The organism is Neiella litorisoli (assembly GCF_014773395.1).
Lineage (GTDB): Bacteria > Pseudomonadota > Gammaproteobacteria > Enterobacterales > Neiellaceae > Neiella > Neiella litorisoli.
The window spans coordinates 34891-52222 of record NZ_JACXAF010000005.1; the positions used below are offsets into that span (position 1 = coordinate 34891).

Annotated in this window: 15 protein-coding genes; 11 read left to right on the forward strand and 4 right to left on the reverse strand. The window is 50.6% G+C overall.

The genetic code is table 11. The features are described from left to right. The first annotated feature begins 27 nt into the window (after positions 1 to 27). From IC617_RS04885 to IC617_RS04900, 4 genes are read left to right on the forward strand one after another with little or no spacing between them, the layout of a single operon-like run. Complete coding sequence (locus tag IC617_RS04885; RefSeq protein ID WP_191143867.1) at positions 28 to 594, forward strand: UPF0149 family protein; 567 nt, start codon at positions 28 to 30, stop codon at positions 592 to 594. An 11-nt stretch (positions 595 to 605) separates the two neighbouring features. After that, positions 606 to 1934, forward strand: coding sequence for a Xaa-Pro aminopeptidase (gene pepP, locus IC617_RS04890; protein ID WP_191143868.1), 1329 nt, complete (start codon positions 606 to 608; stop codon positions 1932 to 1934). 36 nt (positions 1935 to 1970) lie between these two features. Continuing rightward, a complete protein-coding gene (gene ubiH, locus IC617_RS04895; protein WP_191143869.1) occupies positions 1971 to 3272 on the forward strand; it encodes a 2-octaprenyl-6-methoxyphenyl hydroxylase in 1302 nt (433 codons plus the stop codon). 2 nt (positions 3273 to 3274) lie between these two features. After that, the gene (locus IC617_RS04900) at positions 3275 to 4459 is read left to right on the forward strand and encodes an FAD-dependent oxidoreductase (RefSeq protein ID WP_191143870.1); all 1185 of its coding nucleotides are present in this window, start codon (positions 3275 to 3277) and stop codon (positions 4457 to 4459) included. A 48-nt stretch (positions 4460 to 4507) separates the two neighbouring features. On the opposite strand, the gene IC617_RS04905 is transcribed toward IC617_RS04900, so the two are convergent. Next, the gene (locus tag IC617_RS04905) at positions 4508 to 5356 is read right to left on the reverse strand and encodes a LysR family transcriptional regulator (RefSeq protein ID WP_191143871.1); all 849 of its coding nucleotides are present in this window, start codon (positions 5354 to 5356) and stop codon (positions 4508 to 4510) included. A gap of 135 nt (positions 5357 to 5491) precedes the next feature. Between IC617_RS04905 and gcvT the strand changes: the two genes are divergently transcribed. The 6 genes from gcvT to IC617_RS04935 all read left to right on the forward strand — a co-directional run bounded on the left by gcvT (position 5492) and on the right by IC617_RS04935 (position 11206). Continuing rightward, a complete protein-coding gene (gene gcvT, locus IC617_RS04910; protein ID WP_191143872.1) occupies positions 5492 to 6583 on the forward strand; it encodes a glycine cleavage system aminomethyltransferase GcvT in 1092 nt (363 codons plus the stop codon). A 54-nt stretch (positions 6584 to 6637) separates the two neighbouring features. Next, positions 6638 to 7027, forward strand: a complete 390-nt coding sequence (gene gcvH, locus IC617_RS04915) for a glycine cleavage system protein GcvH (protein WP_191143873.1) — start codon at positions 6638 to 6640, stop codon at positions 7025 to 7027. A gap of 151 nt (positions 7028 to 7178) precedes the next feature. After that, complete coding sequence (gene gcvP, locus IC617_RS04920; protein WP_191143874.1) at positions 7179 to 10058, forward strand: aminomethyl-transferring glycine dehydrogenase; 2880 nt, start codon at positions 7179 to 7181, stop codon at positions 10056 to 10058. 307 nt (positions 10059 to 10365) lie between these two features. Next, positions 10366 to 10590: a ParD-like family protein gene (locus IC617_RS04925; RefSeq protein WP_191143875.1), complete on the forward strand. Its 225-nt coding sequence runs from the start codon at positions 10366 to 10368 to the stop codon at positions 10588 to 10590. Beyond that, positions 10580 to 10726, forward strand: a complete 147-nt coding sequence (locus tag IC617_RS04930; RefSeq protein ID WP_191143876.1) for a type II toxin-antitoxin system RelE/ParE family toxin — start codon at positions 10580 to 10582, stop codon at positions 10724 to 10726. The genes IC617_RS04925 and IC617_RS04930 overlap by 11 nt, the downstream gene beginning before the upstream one ends. Positions 10727 to 10990: 264 nt before the next feature. Beyond that, the gene (locus IC617_RS04935) at positions 10991 to 11206 is read left to right on the forward strand and encodes a hypothetical protein (protein ID WP_191143877.1); all 216 of its coding nucleotides are present in this window, start codon (positions 10991 to 10993) and stop codon (positions 11204 to 11206) included. On the opposite strand, the gene IC617_RS04940 is transcribed toward IC617_RS04935, so the two are convergent. Continuing rightward, the gene (locus IC617_RS04940) at positions 11203 to 11934 is read right to left on the reverse strand and encodes a substrate-binding periplasmic protein (protein ID WP_191143878.1); all 732 of its coding nucleotides are present in this window, start codon (positions 11932 to 11934) and stop codon (positions 11203 to 11205) included. The two genes, IC617_RS04935 and IC617_RS04940, sit on opposite strands and share 4 nt — an antisense overlap. Before the next feature lie 561 nt (positions 11935 to 12495). Between IC617_RS04940 and IC617_RS18775 the strand changes: the two genes are divergently transcribed. After that, entirely contained in the window at positions 12496 to 13353 is an 858-nt protein-coding gene (locus IC617_RS18775) for a cupin domain-containing protein (RefSeq protein ID WP_224745805.1), read from the forward strand. 73 nt (positions 13354 to 13426) lie between these two features. Here the strand turns inward: IC617_RS18775 and IC617_RS04955 are convergent, their stop codons facing one another. Beyond that, on the reverse strand, positions 13427 to 16270 hold the full coding sequence (locus IC617_RS04955; RefSeq protein ID WP_191143879.1) for an alpha-L-rhamnosidase: 2844 nt from the start codon (positions 16268 to 16270) through the stop codon (positions 13427 to 13429). Between the two features lie 101 nt (positions 16271 to 16371). Continuing rightward, positions 16372 to 17301, reverse strand: coding sequence for a heparin lyase I family protein (locus IC617_RS04960; RefSeq protein WP_369410363.1), 930 nt, complete (start codon positions 17299 to 17301; stop codon positions 16372 to 16374). Between the last annotated feature and the right edge of the window lie 31 nt (positions 17302 to 17332).

The window sequence follows — 17332 nt, forward strand, 5'->3', positions numbered from 1 at the left end:
GCGTTTTCTCTTTACGGATCTCTGATTATGTACCAGACGCCCAGTTTGTACGAGGCTTTATCCGAAGCCATCGAAGCGAAATCTATGCTCACCGATGCCGCTGAAATACACGGTATTTTGGTTGGTCAACTGAGCGGAGGTCTTACCCAAGACGGCCCCGAGTGGCTCAATAACTTGTGCGACTTAACCAATAACGGCGAATCCCTGCCAGAGCAAGTGCAGCAGCTGGTGGATGATTTGCGTAAAGTCACCAGTAAAACGCTACTCGACGAAGAGCTTGGCTTTCGTTTATTGCTACCCGAGGATGACGCGCCATTCGTGCAACAGGCTGAAGCGACCAGTCAGTGGGTGCAAGGATTTCTCGCCGGTTTTGCCACGGCCAGCCCGAATATGGAAGGGGCCAGCGATGAGCTGAACGAATGCCTCCGTGATCTTGGTGAAATTGCCTTACTAGAAGTACCCGAAGAAGCCGATGACGAAAACGATATTGCTCTGACCGAATTGCAGGAATACATCCGCATTGCGGCAATGATGGCCTTTGCCGAATTTGGCTTGCCACCGAAGCAAACCGAGCAACAACCAGCGCTTCATTAAAGAGAGTGTTTATGTCAGCAGTTCAAATCCCTCTGAGCCGTTATGTTGAGCGGCGCAAAGCACTGATGGCGCAATTGCCAGCCAACAGCATTGTGTTAATTCCTGCCGCCAAAGAACTGACCCGCTCGGCCGATACCGAGTTCATGTTCCGACAGGACAGCTATTTCTATTACCTGACCGGCTTTAACGAGCCCGACGGTTTACTGGTGCTCAAGCCCGATGGCGAGCAACCAGTCACGCTATTTTGCCGCGCTAAAGATAAGTTGGCTGAAATTTGGCAAGGCCGTCGTTTAGGTGCTGATGCTGCGGTCGATACCTTGCAACTTGATGCGGCATTTGAATTGTCAGAGTTAGATGAACAGTTGCAAGATCTGGTCAACGGTTGCTCGCAATTATGGTACCCAGATGGGCTCTACCCAGATTGGGATGATTACGTTCAGAATCTGATTAACACCCTGCGCCATGGACCTAAGCGCGGTTGGTTAGCGCCGTCACTCAGACGCGATGTGCGGGGCTTGCTCGACGAAATGCGCTTGATCAAAGACGAAGATGAACTGGCAATCATGCGCCGGGCTGGCGAGATCTCTGCCAACGCCCATTGCCGAGCGATGGAAAAATCCTATCCGGGTATTTACGAATACCAGCTCGAGGCAGAAATTCACCACGAATTTGCCCGCAATGGTGCTCGCTTTCCAGCTTATAACAGCATCGTTGGCGGCGGTGCCAATGCCTGTATTTTGCATTACACCGAGAATCAGGATGCCATTGCTGATGGCGACTTAGTGTTGATCGATGCGGGCTGTGAATTGGCTGGTTATGCCGCTGATATCACTCGGACGTTTCCGGTCAATGGCCGCTTTAGTGATGAGCAAAAAGCCTTGTATCAAATTGTCCTCGATGCCCAATATGCTGCGCTGGCAACCATTAAGCCCGGTAGCAACTTCTATCAAGCCAACCAAGCGGCCGTGGCAGTGGTCACTGAGGGACTACTCAAGCTCGGTATTCTGCAAGGCGAGTTAGAACAACTGCTCGAAGAGGGCGCCCATAAACCGTTTCTCATGCACGGCATTGGTCATTGGTTGGGGCTTGATGTTCATGATGTTGGCGATTATCAGCGCACCGATGGCAAGCAGCTTCGAGCCTTTGTCAAAGGCATGGTGCTCACCATTGAACCAGGCATCTACATTGATGACAGCCATGATATTGATTTGAAGTGGCATAACATTGGTATTCGCATTGAAGACAATGTCGTGATCACCCGCGACGGTTATGAACTGCTGACCGGCGGTGTCCCGAAAGAATTGGCTGACATTGAACAGCTCATGGCAACAACCAAATAAACAAGAAAGTAAACAGCGAAATTGATGACCACGGATATGTCGAAAACCGCTCACCAAGCTGCCAGCAGTGAAACCACCGAATACGATTTGGTGATTGCTGGGGCTGGCTTGGCAGGCTTGTCGTTGGCTTACGCCTTGCGTCAGGTATTGCCATGGCGCATCGCGCTGGTGGAGTCGCAGCCGGAAAAACCGTCATCGCAAACGGCCGATACTTCCGAGCACTACGATGAGCGAGTATTGGCATTGTCGGCCATGACAGTGCGGATCTTAAAAGCTCTGGATATTTGGCCAGCGCTTGCGGAACAAGGTTATCCCATCCGCAAGATCCATGTTTCCGATGAAGGCAACTATGGCAAGGTCCGACTCGATGCAGACCAGCAAGGCGTGGCTGCCGAGGCAAGTCTTGATCAAGCTCGTTTGGGACCAGCTTCTTTTGGACAAGTGATGGCAGCGCGTATTCTCGGTCAAGTACTGGCTGACAAGGCCGCGGAGCTGGATGTTGATTGGTATCGGCCCGATGAAATTGTCGCCACTCAAGTGCATTCCGCATATCGCCAATTGACCCTTAAATCGGGCGCTACGCTCAATACCAAGCTACTGGTGGTCGCTGATGGCAGCGATTCCACGACCTCCAAGCTTCTTGGCGTGCAAGCCGAGGTACACGACTATCACCATGTTGCGGTAATCGCCAATATTACTACCGATGTAGAACATCAAGGTTTGGCGGTTGAGCGCTTTACCAGCAACGGCCCGCTGGCGTTGTTACCTATGACTGATAATCGCAGGTCACTGGTTTGGACCCTGCCGCCAGAGCGAGCCGAACAGGTGATGGCGTTGAGCGATGATGAGTTCAGCGCTGAACTGCAACAAGCCATGGGGTATCGCAATGGCTTAATTGAACAGGTTGGCAGCCGTCAAAGTTACCCATTAAAACGTCGATTGGTCACCCAAGCCGCCTTGCCCCGCGCTGTGGTCGTTGGCAATGCTGCCCATGCCTTGCATCCGATTGCTGGCCAAGGTTTTAATTTGGCGCTGCGCGATGTCATGGAACTAGCGATGCAGCTCAACCAACAGGGGGCGGATGCTGACATCGGCGCGCCGTCGTCAGTGCAGGCTTATCAGCAGCAGCGCGACGGCGATCAGCATGGCGTCGCCAATGCTACCCATGCTTTAGCGCTACTATTTTCCAATAGCAATAAACCGCTCAAGTGGGCGAGAAACCTGGGGTTAGTCGCTATGTCGCACTTGCCCGCCGCCCAGCAGTTGTTGGTTGACCAGGCCATGGGTGTAAGTGCCTTGTCGCGAGTTGTTGAAGACTGGTCAAAAGCAAAAGGTTAATCATGCAAAGTGTTGATATTGTAGTCATTGGCGGTGGTATGGTGGGTTTGAGTGCAGCGTTGGGCTGCGCCTCATTGGGCTATCAGGTTGCCGTTGTTGACCGCGCAACCGAACCGCAAACTGCTTCCGAGCAAATCGCCAATCGGGTTTCAGCAATCAATGCCGCCAGTCAGCAGTGGCTGGAAAAACTCGGTTGTTGGCCGGGCATTGTGGCTCAGCGAGCGACGCCTTATCGCACTATGTCGGTATGGCAGGCGGATCAATTTGGTCAGCTCGACATGACCGCCAATGACCTGGGTCAGCAGGTGCTGGGTCATATTATTGAGAATCAGGTGATCACGTCGGCCTTGTTTCAACAAGCGCAACAACAAGACAATCTACAACTGTTCTATGGCGCAGCTTGCAGCAAACTTCACCTGAATGAGCGCGAGGCTTGGCTAGCGCTGGAAGATGGCACCATGCTTGGGGCACAACTGATTATCTGTGCCGATGGCGCTAACTCGTGGGGCCGTAAGCAAGCGAACTTGCCGCTGACCTTCAGAGACTACGGCCACCACGCCATTGTGGCCACTGTCAAAACCGATTTACCCCATGATCACTGCGCTCGTCAGGTGTTTACGCAAGATGGCCCGTTGGCGTTTTTACCACTCCATGAACCAAATCTTTGCTCCATCGTTTGGTCGCTACCACCCGAGCGTGCCGATGAATTAATGGCGCTTCCGGCAGAAGCCTTTAATCGTAAACTAACCGCAGCTTTTGATTCACAACTTGGTTTGTGTGCTGTGGCGGATGATCGTGCTTCGATTCCGCTCACCATGCGTTATGCGCGACAGTGGCTGAAGCATCGTTTGGTATTGATGGGCGATGCCGCCCACACCATTCATCCGTTAGCCGGTCAGGGCGTTAATCTGGGGGTTGCTGACGTGATAGATTTTGTCGCTGCGCTGGAACAAGCCAAAGCAGACCATGGCGATGAACTTGATTTGGGCGAGCCACAGTTTTGGCGCGGTTACGAGCGTAAGCGTAAAACCGCTGCGGTTGAAATGATCACGGCGATGGAAGCCATTAAACAAACTTTTTCGGACTTACCGATGCCGGTCAAAGGCATGATTGGCGTTGGTATGAATCTGCTCAATAAAGCCAGCCCCATTAAAAATGCCTTGGTTAAACGCGCCATGGGGCTTTGATTAGGGCTGTGATTGGCGCTTTGCCATTTTAGCGCTTAGAGGTTTTATCTATCGTTGCAGCCGCAGCTTAATAAACTGCGCCAGTTTTTCTGCCGCTTGCGGGTGCGAGGTTTTTTGGCTGAATAAGCAAATCTTGATCTTTCCCAGCGCCGGCAGGCTAGGGTGATGAATCAATTCCAGCTCTAGTGGCACACTGGTTTTAGCTAACGCGGTGACCCCAAGGCCCTGCTGTATGGCGGCGGTCAGGCCATATAAATCAGCATTGGTGTAGGCGATGCGCCAGTTGACTTGTTGCTCTTGCAAGCGCTTCAAGGCGCGACTGCGATAGACACAACCATCGGGCGCCAATACCAGCGGCAGCGGCGCATGGGGCAACGAATGCCTCGCTGAGCCAACCCAGACTAAATCATCTTCCAGCACTAACTCGCCGTCAGTGGCCTGCTCAGGATTAATCAACGCCAAGATTAAATCGAATTGCTCGCTCTTCGGTTCGTTGAGCAGCTCCTTACTGAGTGATGAAGTGATCTCCAACGCCACATCAGGGTAAAGCTGATTAAACTCACCGATAATCCCCGGCAGTAAGGTGGTGGCAAATTCGCTTGGAATTCCTAACCTTAATCGGCCCCGCAGTGGCGTTTCCCGAAAATGATTGAGCAGTTCGTCATTAATGCTCAGCATGTCGCGCGCTTTTTTATAGAGAAATAGCCCGTCTTGATTGGGCACGTGGCGCTGGCCTTCCTTAGTAAAGAGTGGCTTGCCGAGCTGATCTTCAAGCTTTTTGATTTGCAAACTGACCGCGGGCTGCGAGCGCCCCAGCTTATTGCCAGCTTTGGCATAGCCGCCGAGTTCAATGACGGTGACCAAGGTGCGAAGGTTATCTAACGACAGTGGGCGCATAAGCTATAAATAATAATTTCTAATGCAGTAGGTGAGATAGATTAACAATTTTTATGTAAGTATAAAAACTTCCAATTTGCTTGCCACACTAGCCGTTCATATAATTTTTGACCAAATTTACAGACGAGTAACATCATGCCGCAACAAACTGCTCTGTATCAGCAACACATCGATGGCAATGCCAAAATGGTCGACTTCTTCGGCTGGGAAATGCCTATTCGCTACGAGTCGCAAATCGATGAACACCATCAAGTGCGCAATGACGCCGGCATGTTTGATGTCTCGCACATGACCATCGTCGATGTCAAAGGCCCACAAGCCAAAGCCTACCTGCAAACCCTATTGGCCAATGATGTCGCCAAATTAAAGGTCGCTGGTAAAGCACTGTATTCCGGTATGCTCAATGAGCAAGGCGGCGTGATTGATGACTTGATCGTCTACTTCTTTGCCGACGATGACTATCGGGTAGTGGTGAACTCGGCGACTCGCGAAAAAGATCTCAACTGGATGGAGCAAATCGCTGAACCATTTGACGTTGAGCTAATCGAACAAGCTGATCTGGCGATGATCGCGGTGCAAGGCCCAAATGCCATTGCCAAAGCACAATTGGTATTGAGCCCCGAGCAACAACAAGCGGTCGCTGGCATGAAGCCATTTTTCGGCGTTCACGCCGGTGAGCTGTTTATCGCCACCACGGGTTACACCGGTGAAGCCGGTTACGAGATTATGGTACCCAGCGCTAAAGCTGGCGAACTATGGCAAGCACTGCTCAAGGCTGAAGTGAAACCAGCGGGTTTAGGTGCTCGCGATACCCTTCGCCTAGAGGCGGGGATGAATCTATACGGTCAGGATATGGACGAAACCATCTCGCCATTGGCAGCCAATATGGGCTGGACCATTGGCTGGGATGACACTGAACGCGCTTTTGTTGGCCGAGCCGCCCTAGAGCAGCAACGCATCGAAGGCACCGACAAGTTAGTTGGCTTGGTCATGACCGAAAAAGGCGTCCTTCGCGCCGGTCAAAACGTACGTTTAGCCGAAGGTGAGGAACCTTGCGGTGTGATCACCAGCGGCACCTTTTCGCCAACTTTAGGGCATGCCATTGCATTGGCTCGGGTACCTGCAGATGCCGGTGACACCGTGCAAGTGGAAATGCGCAAAAAGTGGGTTACAGTAAAACGGGTTAAGCCAGTTTTTGTCCGCAACGGCAAAGCCGTTATCGACTAATCACAGATTAATTATTGCTGTCATAGCATCAATTGCTAAGTAAGGAAAACAACCATGAGTAGCATTCCAGCTGAGCTGAAATATACGTCCTCCCACGAGTGGGTTCGCAAGGAAGAAGACGGTAGCTATACCGTTGGTATTACCGAACACGCCCAAGAACTGCTCGGAGATATGGTATTTGTTGAATTGCCGGAAGTCGGTGAAGAAGTGAATGCCAGCGACGATGTTGCAGTAGCTGAATCAGTAAAAGCAGCGTCTGACGTGTACTCACCACTGACCGGTGAAATCGTTGCTATCAACGAAGATCTAGAAGACTCACCTGAGTTGGTGAACTCAGATGCATTTGGTGACGGCTGGTTGTTCCGCATTATGCCATCTGATGTCGCCGAGCTTGACGATCTGCTCGACGCCGAAGGCTATCAGGAAGTGATTGACGAAGAATAATCGCCACACTCTTTGAAAGTCATTTAGCCCCAACCGTTTGGTTGGGGTTTTTGCATTTTTTTGTTGAATCGTGAGTATGCATTTAGTGCTAGCTGGCGATTCAAGTGCTGTTGACGGGGCAAAGCCCCAGGTTCTTTAAACGGGTAGTTACATGACCAACGCTTCACTTTCTGCACTAGAGCAGAAACAAGATTTTATTCGCCGCCATATTGGCCCCGGTGCAGATGAGCAGCAAGCCATGCTGCAACAGTTGGGTGCTGAATCTGTTGATGAATTAATTCATCAAACGGTGCCTAATGACATTCGATTGCCTGCGTCGCTGCAAATCGGCGAGCCAAAAACCGAAGTTGAAGCGCTGAACTACCTCAAAACCATGGCGAGCCAGAACCAAATTTTCCGCTCGCACATCGGTATGGGTTACACCAATACTCACACGCCAAATGTCATTCTTCGCAACGTGCTGGAAAACCCAGGTTGGTACACGGCTTACACGCCTTATCAACCGGAAATTGCCCAAGGCCGTTTGGAAATGCTGCTGAACTTTCAGCAAATGACCATGGATCTGACTGGCCTTGATTTGGCCTCGGCATCCTTGCTCGACGAATCAACGGCTGCAGCCGAAGCCATGGCGTTGGCCAAGCGCGTTTCGAAAAACAAAAAATGTAATACCTTCTTTATTGCCGACGATGTTCACCCACAAACCATCGACGTGGTGAAAACCCGTGCCGAAGCCTTTGGTTTCGATATTGAGGTTGGTCCTTGGCAACAAGCTGGCGAGCACAATGTGTTTGGTGCCTTGCTGCAATATCCAGGTACGACCGGTGCGGTCAATGATCTGACCGACGTTATCGCTGCGGTGCAAGCGCAAAAAGGCATTGTTGCAGTTGCCGCTGATATTCTGGCGCTGATGCTGCTGAAATCACCGGGCGAATTGGGCGCCGATGTGGTGCTTGGCTCTGCTCAGCGTTTCGGCGTGCCAATGGGCTATGGTGGCCCTCACGCGGCCTTCTTTGCCACGCGTGATGCTTACAAGCGCTCTCTGCCGGGCCGCATCATCGGGGTATCCAAAGATGCTTCTGGCAACGTGGCATTGCGCATGGCAATGCAAACCCGCGAACAACACATCCGCCGTGAAAAAGCCAATTCAAACATTTGTACCGCGCAGGTGTTGCTGGCCAATATGGCGGCGTTTTACGCCATTTATCACGGCCCAGAAGGGCTCAAAACCATTGCCAATCGCGTCCACCGATTAACGTCGATTTTGGCCCTAGGCTTAACCCAAGGTGGTCTAAAGCTGGCCAATAGCACTTGGTTTGATACCTTGCTGGTGGCGGTTGACGATCAAGATGCAGTCATCGAAGCAGCAACAGCGAAAAAGATTAACCTCCGCCTTGATATTGCAGGTCATGTTGGAATCACCTTGGATGAAACCACGACTGCCGCAGATGTGGCCGAATTGTTCGACATCTTGCTGGGCGACGATCATGACAAATCGGTTCAGGTGCTCGATAGCCAAGTGATTGATGGCGCGCCTGCCATCCCAGCAGCATTGCAGCGTCAGGATGATGTACTGACTTTGCCGGTGTTTAACCGCTATCACTCAGAAACCGAGATGCTGCGCTACATCAAGCGTCTGGAAAACAAAGACTTGGCATTGAACCACTCGATGATCTCGCTGGGCTCATGCACCATGAAGCTCAACGCCACCGCCGAGATGATCCCGGTGACTTGGCCGGAATTTGGTCAGCTCCACCCATTCTGTCCGCGCGAACAAGCTAAAGGCTACGATGCCATGATGGCCGAGCTGAGCGACTGGTTGATTAACATCACCGGCTACGACGCTTTGCTGATGCAGCCTAATTCAGGTGCGCAAGGCGAGTACGCTGGCTTGCTGGCGATCCGCAAGTATCACGAAAGCCGCGGCGATGGTCACCGCAACATCTGCTTGATCCCGCAATCCGCGCACGGTACCAACCCAGCATCAGCGCAAATGGCCAGCATGAAAGTGGTCGTGGTTGCCTGCGATGGCGACGGTAACATCGATTTGGTCGATCTGCGTGAAAAAGCCGAATCCATGGCCGAGCAGTTAAGCTGTTTGATGGTGACCTACCCATCGACTCACGGCGTTTACGAAGAAACCATTCGTGAAGTGTGCGATATTGTTCATGCCAATGGTGGTCAGGTTTACCTCGACGGAGCCAACATGAATGCGCAAGTTGGGTTAACCTCGCCGGGCTTTATTGGCGCTGACGTGTCGCACCTAAACTTGCACAAAACCTTCTGTATTCCACACGGCGGCGGCGGCCCAGGCATGGGACCAATTGGTGTTAAGCAGCACTTAGCGCCGTTTGTCGCTGGTCACGCGGTCATCAAAATGGATGGTGAGCACAAAGACAATGGCGCGGTTTCTGCTGCACCTTACGGTTCTGCCAGCATCTTGCCTATCAGCTGGGCTTACATCGCCATGATGGGCAGCACTGGCCTCAAACAAGCCACTGAAATTGCCATTTTGAATGCCAACTATTTAGCAAACCGTTTGAAAGACCACTTCCCAGTGCTTTACACCGGTCGCAATGGTCGTGTCGCCCACGAATGTATTTTGGATATTCGCCCGCTAAAAGAAGCCTCTGGCATCACCGAAATGGATATCGCCAAGCGTTTGATGGACTATGGCTTCCATGCGCCTACCATGAGCTTCCCAGTAGCAGGCACTCTGATGGTTGAACCAACGGAATCAGAAGCCAAGCCTGAGTTGGATCGCTTTGCTGATGCCATGATCGCTATTCGCAATGAGATCCACAAAGTGGAAGCTGGCGACTGGTCACTGGAAGACAACCCACTGGTTCACGCCCCGCACACCCAGCAAAACGTGATGGGCGAATGGACTCACAGTTACAGCCGAGAGACTGCGGTATTCCCACTACCAGAAGTTGCCAACAACAAGTTCTGGCCTACGGTAAACCGCATTGATGACGTCCATGGTGACCGCAATTTAGTTTGCTCATGTGCGCCGATTTCTGATTATATGTGATTAAAAATCAGTTGGTTATAATTGTTTTCGGGCTTTGTTAGTCTAGCCCATGAAAGATAAAAAGCGAGTGCTGCGAAAGTGGCACTCGCTTTTTTGATCTAGCCAAACCTAAGCTCGTCATGGCGAGCTTAGGTCTGATTGGGGCTCATTAATTAAGTTGGTTAACGATTTAATGAAGACGCTTTGAGCGCGATACATCCTACATGTATCTGTTTCCACTAATGTAGCTGGCTTGCCTCAGCGTTTGCTTACTACACATTTGCAGCAATTCGCTACAATCTTGCTGAAAAGTAGCGTGAGGTGATTTATGGCAACAGCGATCATACGGCTAGATGATGGTTTGGTTGGAAAAGCAAAAGTGATTGGACAGGCTCAATCCCGTTCGGCTGCAAAGCAGATCGAGCATTGGGCGAAAATTGGTCGCATGATGGAAGACAATCCTAATCTTTCATATCAGTTTGTTCAGGATGCTTTGATTGCGAAAGCAGAGAAAGAAGTGGGTGAGTTAGAGGCCTACAGTTTTGGAGAGTAAAATCCAACAAGTCCTACAAACGCCGACGTTTAAAAAAGCGGTCAAGAAGCTGAAACCTAATCAAAAGGCTGATTTAGGTAAGGCTGTTAAGGAGTTGATTAATGAACCCGAACCCAGTGATTGGTGCCTGCGATAGCGGGCACTTTCTGGCTTTGCACGCCAGATGGCATCTAAGACGTTTAGCCCTTCGAGGCTGACACTGAATTTTTAACGCTTTCTGGTTAACCATACAAGATGTCCTTAATAGTGTCCTTAGTGGTTGTTGGTTGTCCTTAGTTGAAAACTATGTCCCTAATCAAACACGATACATCTCAGAAGATATGGCGTTGAAACTAAGGGGGGAGCTAGGCGTTTCAACCAAGACCTAGCTGCTGATGGTAAGTTCGATGAAGAAACAGTCATGAGCTTAAACCACAAAGAAGCTATTTTGTTTTTGATTGAGAATGCCGAAGACCTTTCTGTAACCCCTTTTGTGATAAGAAACTTGCAACAGCTCCTGTCGCAAGATTTACTCGCAAATAGCGCTGCATGCGGTCAGCTCAGACAAATTGAAGTCAGCATTTCCAAGAACTTTCACATGCCGTTGAATGCGCCTTCCAATAACCAAAACAACTAATCACCGACCGAGAAACCATATTTCCTAAGTATGTTCTGGTAATCACCCGTTCGCTTGAGGTGCATGGTTTGTTGATCGACAAGCTCAATAATATCAGGCATGTCAGCGATGTTCGGTGAACAAGCTAAATAGACGGGTTTTGCGGTGCCGACTTCCCGGATGAGCGAGATTTGCTGTTCAAGCCCTAGCTTTGCCAGTTTGTTTTTCATCACTGGCGGGCTCTCAATGATGATATTGATGCGCTGATGAAGCAGTTTGTGGATATTGGATTCCAACGGCGTGCTGCCGTGGACCGCGACGAATGTTGATGGGTGCGTTGCAATCATCTGGTTAAGCGCATCGTCACTGTAGGCGTAGCCTTTAATCACACCCACCTGATACTGCAACAGTTGGTCTAATTGATTGATTGTGGTGGTGCGATTAGACAGGCCATAAAGGCCTGTGCCGACCGACCCCCAATGGTGATTTGGCAATAAGAATCCCGGTACATCTTCGGGGTAAGCGCCAACAACACAGTCGAACTCGCCAGCCTCAACCGCAGAAACTGCCCGCTTCCAGGGGAGTAAATCGTAATCCACCGCGTAGCCATTGGGCTCGAAAACGGCTTTTGCCAACTCGATCATGACGCCTGGGTGTTGCGCATTAGGCTGCCCATTCAGCGGATACCATTCGTCAGCGCGGATGGTGATGGTTCTCGCTACGCTCGACGAGGCCACACAGGCAGTCAATAACATTGTCCATAACAGCCGAGTTGGCCAGCAATACATCAAAACAACCTCGGTAATGATTGAGCGGGTTATGTGCGATCAAGCGCATCGGGCAAAACGCCATAGTTCATCAGTGCGGCATAGTCACCTTGCTCCCTAGTTTAGACCACTCCAATCGCCCGCTTTAACGCGCTGTGTTGAAGTTGTTATTTTTGACTAGTTCTGATTGATGTCTTGTTGGTGAGGATGTGTCGACGATAACCTTTTTCGCTACTCGTTTAGTTAGTAAATCCCCTGTTTAATTTGCGGGTTTAAGAGGGTTGCAGGTTTGATTTTGAGGCCAGTGGTATTGATGGGGATCTCATTAAATAAATCAAATTAAGTAAAATGTAGTCATAATGTTGCATGGTGGAGTCATGTGAAACAATAATGGGTCATACCAATTTTTGGCTCATTCTCTTGGCACATTGCAACATTTGGCTGTTGAGCTGGGCCCATTTTTGAAATCGCGCTGATGGCGTCACAAGGTCGCACCCTTGGTTGGCGATTGCAGCTCTGACACTAATTAATGTAGGAAACATGATGAACAAACGTACCTATCTAGCGGCTATTCTCTCAGCTTCGATGGTGGTTGGTGTTGCCCATGGGCATGGCAATTTGGCGGCGAAAGGCTATTCCTCGGGTTCTGCCGCAGCCGGCCAACAACAGGCTTTTGCTAGCAGTTCGGCTTACTTTATTGCTGATAATGTCGAATGGGAAGATGTTGGCTCAGGCATTAAACGTAAGATTTTGCCTTATAGCGATGGTCTGATGGGCGTTGTGGTGAGCTTTGAAAAAGGCGCTGTTGGCGAGGTACATACTCATGATGTTCACGATCAATTGGCGACGATCATCAAAGGATCATTTGAAGTTGATGTGGGTGGCGTCAAGCACGTGGTCAAGCAAGGCGATTCGTTCTTAGCCGGGAAAGGCGTGCCGCACGGTGTCGTGGCATTAGAAGAAGATAGCCAAATCTTTGATACCTTTAATCCGCATCGGGCTAGCTTTGTTGGCTCAGGCGTAGAGCAAAAAGCGACTGGAAAGGCGGCCAAGCCTGTTAGCGCATTCTTTTTCGATAGCAAAAACGAGTGGGAATCGGTTGGCGATGGCATCACCCGCAAAATTCTGCCTTACACTGAAGGCATTATGGGGGTTCAAGTCAAGTTTGATAAAGGTGCCGTCGGCGCCGTTCATACCCATGACATTCATGATCAACTGGCAATCTGCTTGAAGGGGTCATTTGAAATTGACCTCAACGGTGTGAAAACCATCATCAAACAAGGCGATGCTTTCCTCGCACTGAAAGGCTCGCCACATGGTGTTGTTGCGCTGGAGCAAGACAGTATGTTGCTCGACACCTTCAACCCATATCGAGCGGACTTTGTTGGCAAAAAGCAATAATGCTTGGTTTATCCTGCTGATCTGACAAAAAGGGAAACTATGTTTAGTTTCCCTTTTTTCGTTGCGCTACTTATCACTTCACTTGAATCCGGTATTGGCCCGGCCCAACTTGAATCGAGGTCGTTGCGGCGGTGGTGTTGAGCAGCGACATATCATCACGTTTGAGCGCATCGGCTAATGAGAGTCCATTGACTTCAATCTGCTCGCCGAGTGAAATTTGCTTGCGCTGCGCTGAGTCGGCTAGCTGAGCCAACATCAGTTTGGGGATCTCAACCACGGCACTGGTATTGGGCGGAATGACAATTTCCATGATTAAACCGGTGTCGTTGCGCTGCCATTTGGAACCAATCAGGCCGTGTTTCGATTGATAAGAGCCCTCAGCAAAGTCGAGGTGTTCGGTGATTTGCGGAGCAATGCGGATCGACTGATAGCCTGCGGTTAACGGGCTAATGCCGACCATGCGGTCATACAACCATTGGCCAATGGCGCCATAGGCGTAGTGATTCAGCGAACCGGCTTTTTTGGCATAACCGTTATCGTGGGTGTAACCATCCCAGCGCTCCCACATGGTGGTGGCACCTTGCGATACCGAGTACAACCAAGACGGGTAGCTTTGCTTAAAGACCAGTTCATAAGCCAGGTCGACTCGGTCGACTTTATCTAGCACAGGCGCGATAAGCGGTGTCCCTAAAAAGCCGGTGCGCAGGTGACCGCCAGCAGCATCGAACTGGGCTAACAAATGAGGAACTGCTTTGGTGGTGGTAGCCTCGTCCAGCAAATCAAAGCCGATAGCCAGCAAGTAGGCTGTTTGGGTTTGCTCCCCCACTTTGAGGCGGCCTTGCGGGCTGAAAAAGTGCTGCTGAAATGTTTGTTTCGCTTCGAGAAAGAGTTGTTGGTATTTTTGCCAATCTTGCTCTTTACCGAGCACCTTGGCGCTGCGCGCCAGTAAATCAAGAGAGCGGGCATAAAAGGCCGTTGAGATCAGGTTGTGATCGGTTTCGCCACGACGACTATCTTTGCGCTTGGAGTATGGTTGCAGCCAATCACCGACGGTCCACATTTGGCTAATGCCGTCTTTCAGCTGACTTTGGTGATACACAATCCAGCGGCGCATCATGTCGTAGTTTTCCGCCAGAATTTGTCGGTCGCCGGTGCGCCAATAAACATCCCACGGAATGGTCACTGCCGCATCAGACCAACCAGCTTGGACGATTTCACCCACTTCATTGGGGACCACCACTGGGACGCCATGATTGTCGAATTGTTCTTCCCGAAGTGATTGCAACCAGGCCGCCCAGAACGCATGACTGTCGGCGATGTAGAGTGAAGTATTGGCAAAGGCGAGGGCATCGCCAGTCCAGCCCAAGCGCTCGGAGCGTTGTGGGCAGTCGGTTGGGATATCTAAAAAGTTACCTTTAAGGCCCCATTCAATGTTGGACTGCAATTGGTTTAATTGCTGGTTTGATGTGTTGAATGTGCCGGTTAGCTCAAAGTCGGTGTATTGCACCATGCCGGTAACCCAAGACGTATCCGGCGTTTGGCTGGCATCGAAACCACTGAGTTCAACATAACGAAAACCATGGAAGGTAAAGGTAGGCTGCCATTCAATGATGCCATCTTGTTTGGCGGTGTAGAAATCAAGCTGCTTGGCGCTACCTAAGTTCTTGGTATAAAGCGAGCCATCAGGATTAATCCCCTCAGCAAAGCGCAAATTTAATGTCTCGCCTTTGCGCATGGGTACTTTAATAAGCGGCACGCCAACCATGTTCTGGCCCAGATCAAACACGGTTTTACCGGCAACCTGATGGACCGAAATCGCCGGCAGCTGCTGTTTGTTTTTGGAGGTGAAGTGGCGTTTGGGTTGCAGCAATATATCGGCATCCAGTGGCGAGGTTTTCACTGGTAACCAATCAGTGGCTTGGTAGCCGGCTTGATGCCAAGCGCCGCTGCTGTCAGTTAACTCGTAGTTGGCGTCATAGCGCTCGCCATCGTACAAACCCGAGGTGCGAATAGGACCATTTTGGCTGGCTTGCCATTGTTCGTCGCTCAGCACGATTTGCTGGCTACCATCGGTATATTCAATTTCCAGCTGAGCCAGCACTTTGGGCGTCAGTTCGAGCTTTTTATGCCAATGGCGTTTAGGGCCAAAGCGACCGGCATACCAGCCTTCGGCCAGACTAATGCCGATCGCATTTTGTCCCGTTTCGAGGGTATCGGTGACATCGTATGTCAGGGTTTCAATTCGTTTTTTGTATGGCGTGTAACCCGGTGTCAGAACGTCATCACCGACTCGTTTGCCATTAATGTAAGCCTCAAACACGCCCTTGGCGGTGATATACAAACGGGCTTGTGCAATCTCTTTCGCGCTTGAAAATTCCGTCCGTAAATACTGGGGAATATGAATCGGTGTTTTATAGCGATTGAGTTCAATTGGCTGTTGGCTGTCAATTTCAATCCACTTGGCCTGCCAGTCCTGATTGCTGAGCAAGCCCAATTCAAATTGGCCAATTTCACTCCAATCGGAGGCCTTGCCTTGCTGATCCCAGTAGCGAACCTGCCAATAAACCTGCTGTCGCGAGTTGAGCGGCTGTCCTTGATAAGTGACAAAGGTAGTTTGGGAGCTACTCACGATGTTGCTGTCCCACAAATCAGCCTGTAAGGGCAGTAGTGACGGTTTGCTCGCGACGACGATTTGATACTTGCTTTGGGCTTTGACGGTGGTTGATGTCGGTAGTTGCCAAGAGAAGTTTGGCGCCGCATCGTAGAACCCGATTGGATTAACGAACCCTTGGTTGATGGTCAGTGCTTGTGGCGCTGGCGTGGCGCCAGTGGCCGATTCCCCAGCGGAGAATAGACTGCATGACTGGATCAGCAGCATAGTAGCAAGCAAGGTGAGTCGTTTGAGGTAATTTTGCATGAGGGGCCTTGTTCAATCTTACTCTGACAGCTTTGGCGTTACGGGAAAATCAACGAAGTTGTTGCCGGGCTTTTGGGGAACACCGGCAACATCTTGCTTAGTTACATTGGCGGCTTACCTTGAGGAGCAACCGTTTGGTAGGTTGCCTTGGGGTGATCGCTCATTTTGATGGCATCAAGGTACAAGTAGTGGTCATTTTTCATGACGTCGAGATTGCCATTAAAGTACATGCCCCAAGACGGGTAGATGCCTTTATCGTCGTTGTAGCCAAACTGAATGTTGTGCTGATCTAACACTTTGTTGCCGTCTATCCATAATTCCAGAAAGCCGGTTTTCGCTTCGGTATAGTCCACTTTGACGTGTAGAACAAAATCAACCCAGCGGTCGAGGTAGTCGCTCTTGGCACCCGGAATAACGAAATGTTCGGTGCCTTTGCCTTTGCGGGTGGTGCTAAGTTGGTCCGGATCCCACTTCCAGTTGCCGCGCATACCCTCAGGAGTGAGCGTCAAGCTAAACGGCGGGTTGCGCGATTTTTCTTTCAGCCGTTTGTCGGCACTGCCGTGGATTTGGAAGAACAGCCAGTTGTTTAACTCGTCTGCCGTGCCATCGCTTGGAAAGTAGAAGCTGAAACCAAACCAAGCTTCTGCGCCCATGACTTTTTTGGTTTTATAGCCGTGGAACATGGCTTTGCGATCAACGTTATCCAGCTTGTTTTTATCGCCATTGAATGCTGCTGGGTTGTCATGTTTCCATACCAGTTTCGCTGCATACTGACCATCGCGAACGACTTTATCTTCCAGCGCAAAAGCGTGGTTGCCTTGCAGTTGGTTGAACATGAACTGTTTCTCAAGGCTTTCAATTAAGCCTGGGGTAAAGCCTCTCGGGCTTTGCGCGTTCCAGCCGCCACCTTCAAATGATTCATCAACTTTTAGGGTGGGTTCAGCCGCTGCTAAGCCACTGACGAGGGCCAGCGCAAGCGCTGCAACCATGGTTTTACTGCTACTCGAACAACCCTTTGTGAAAATTCCCACGTCTACTCCTGAGGTCGTGATTTTAATCTTG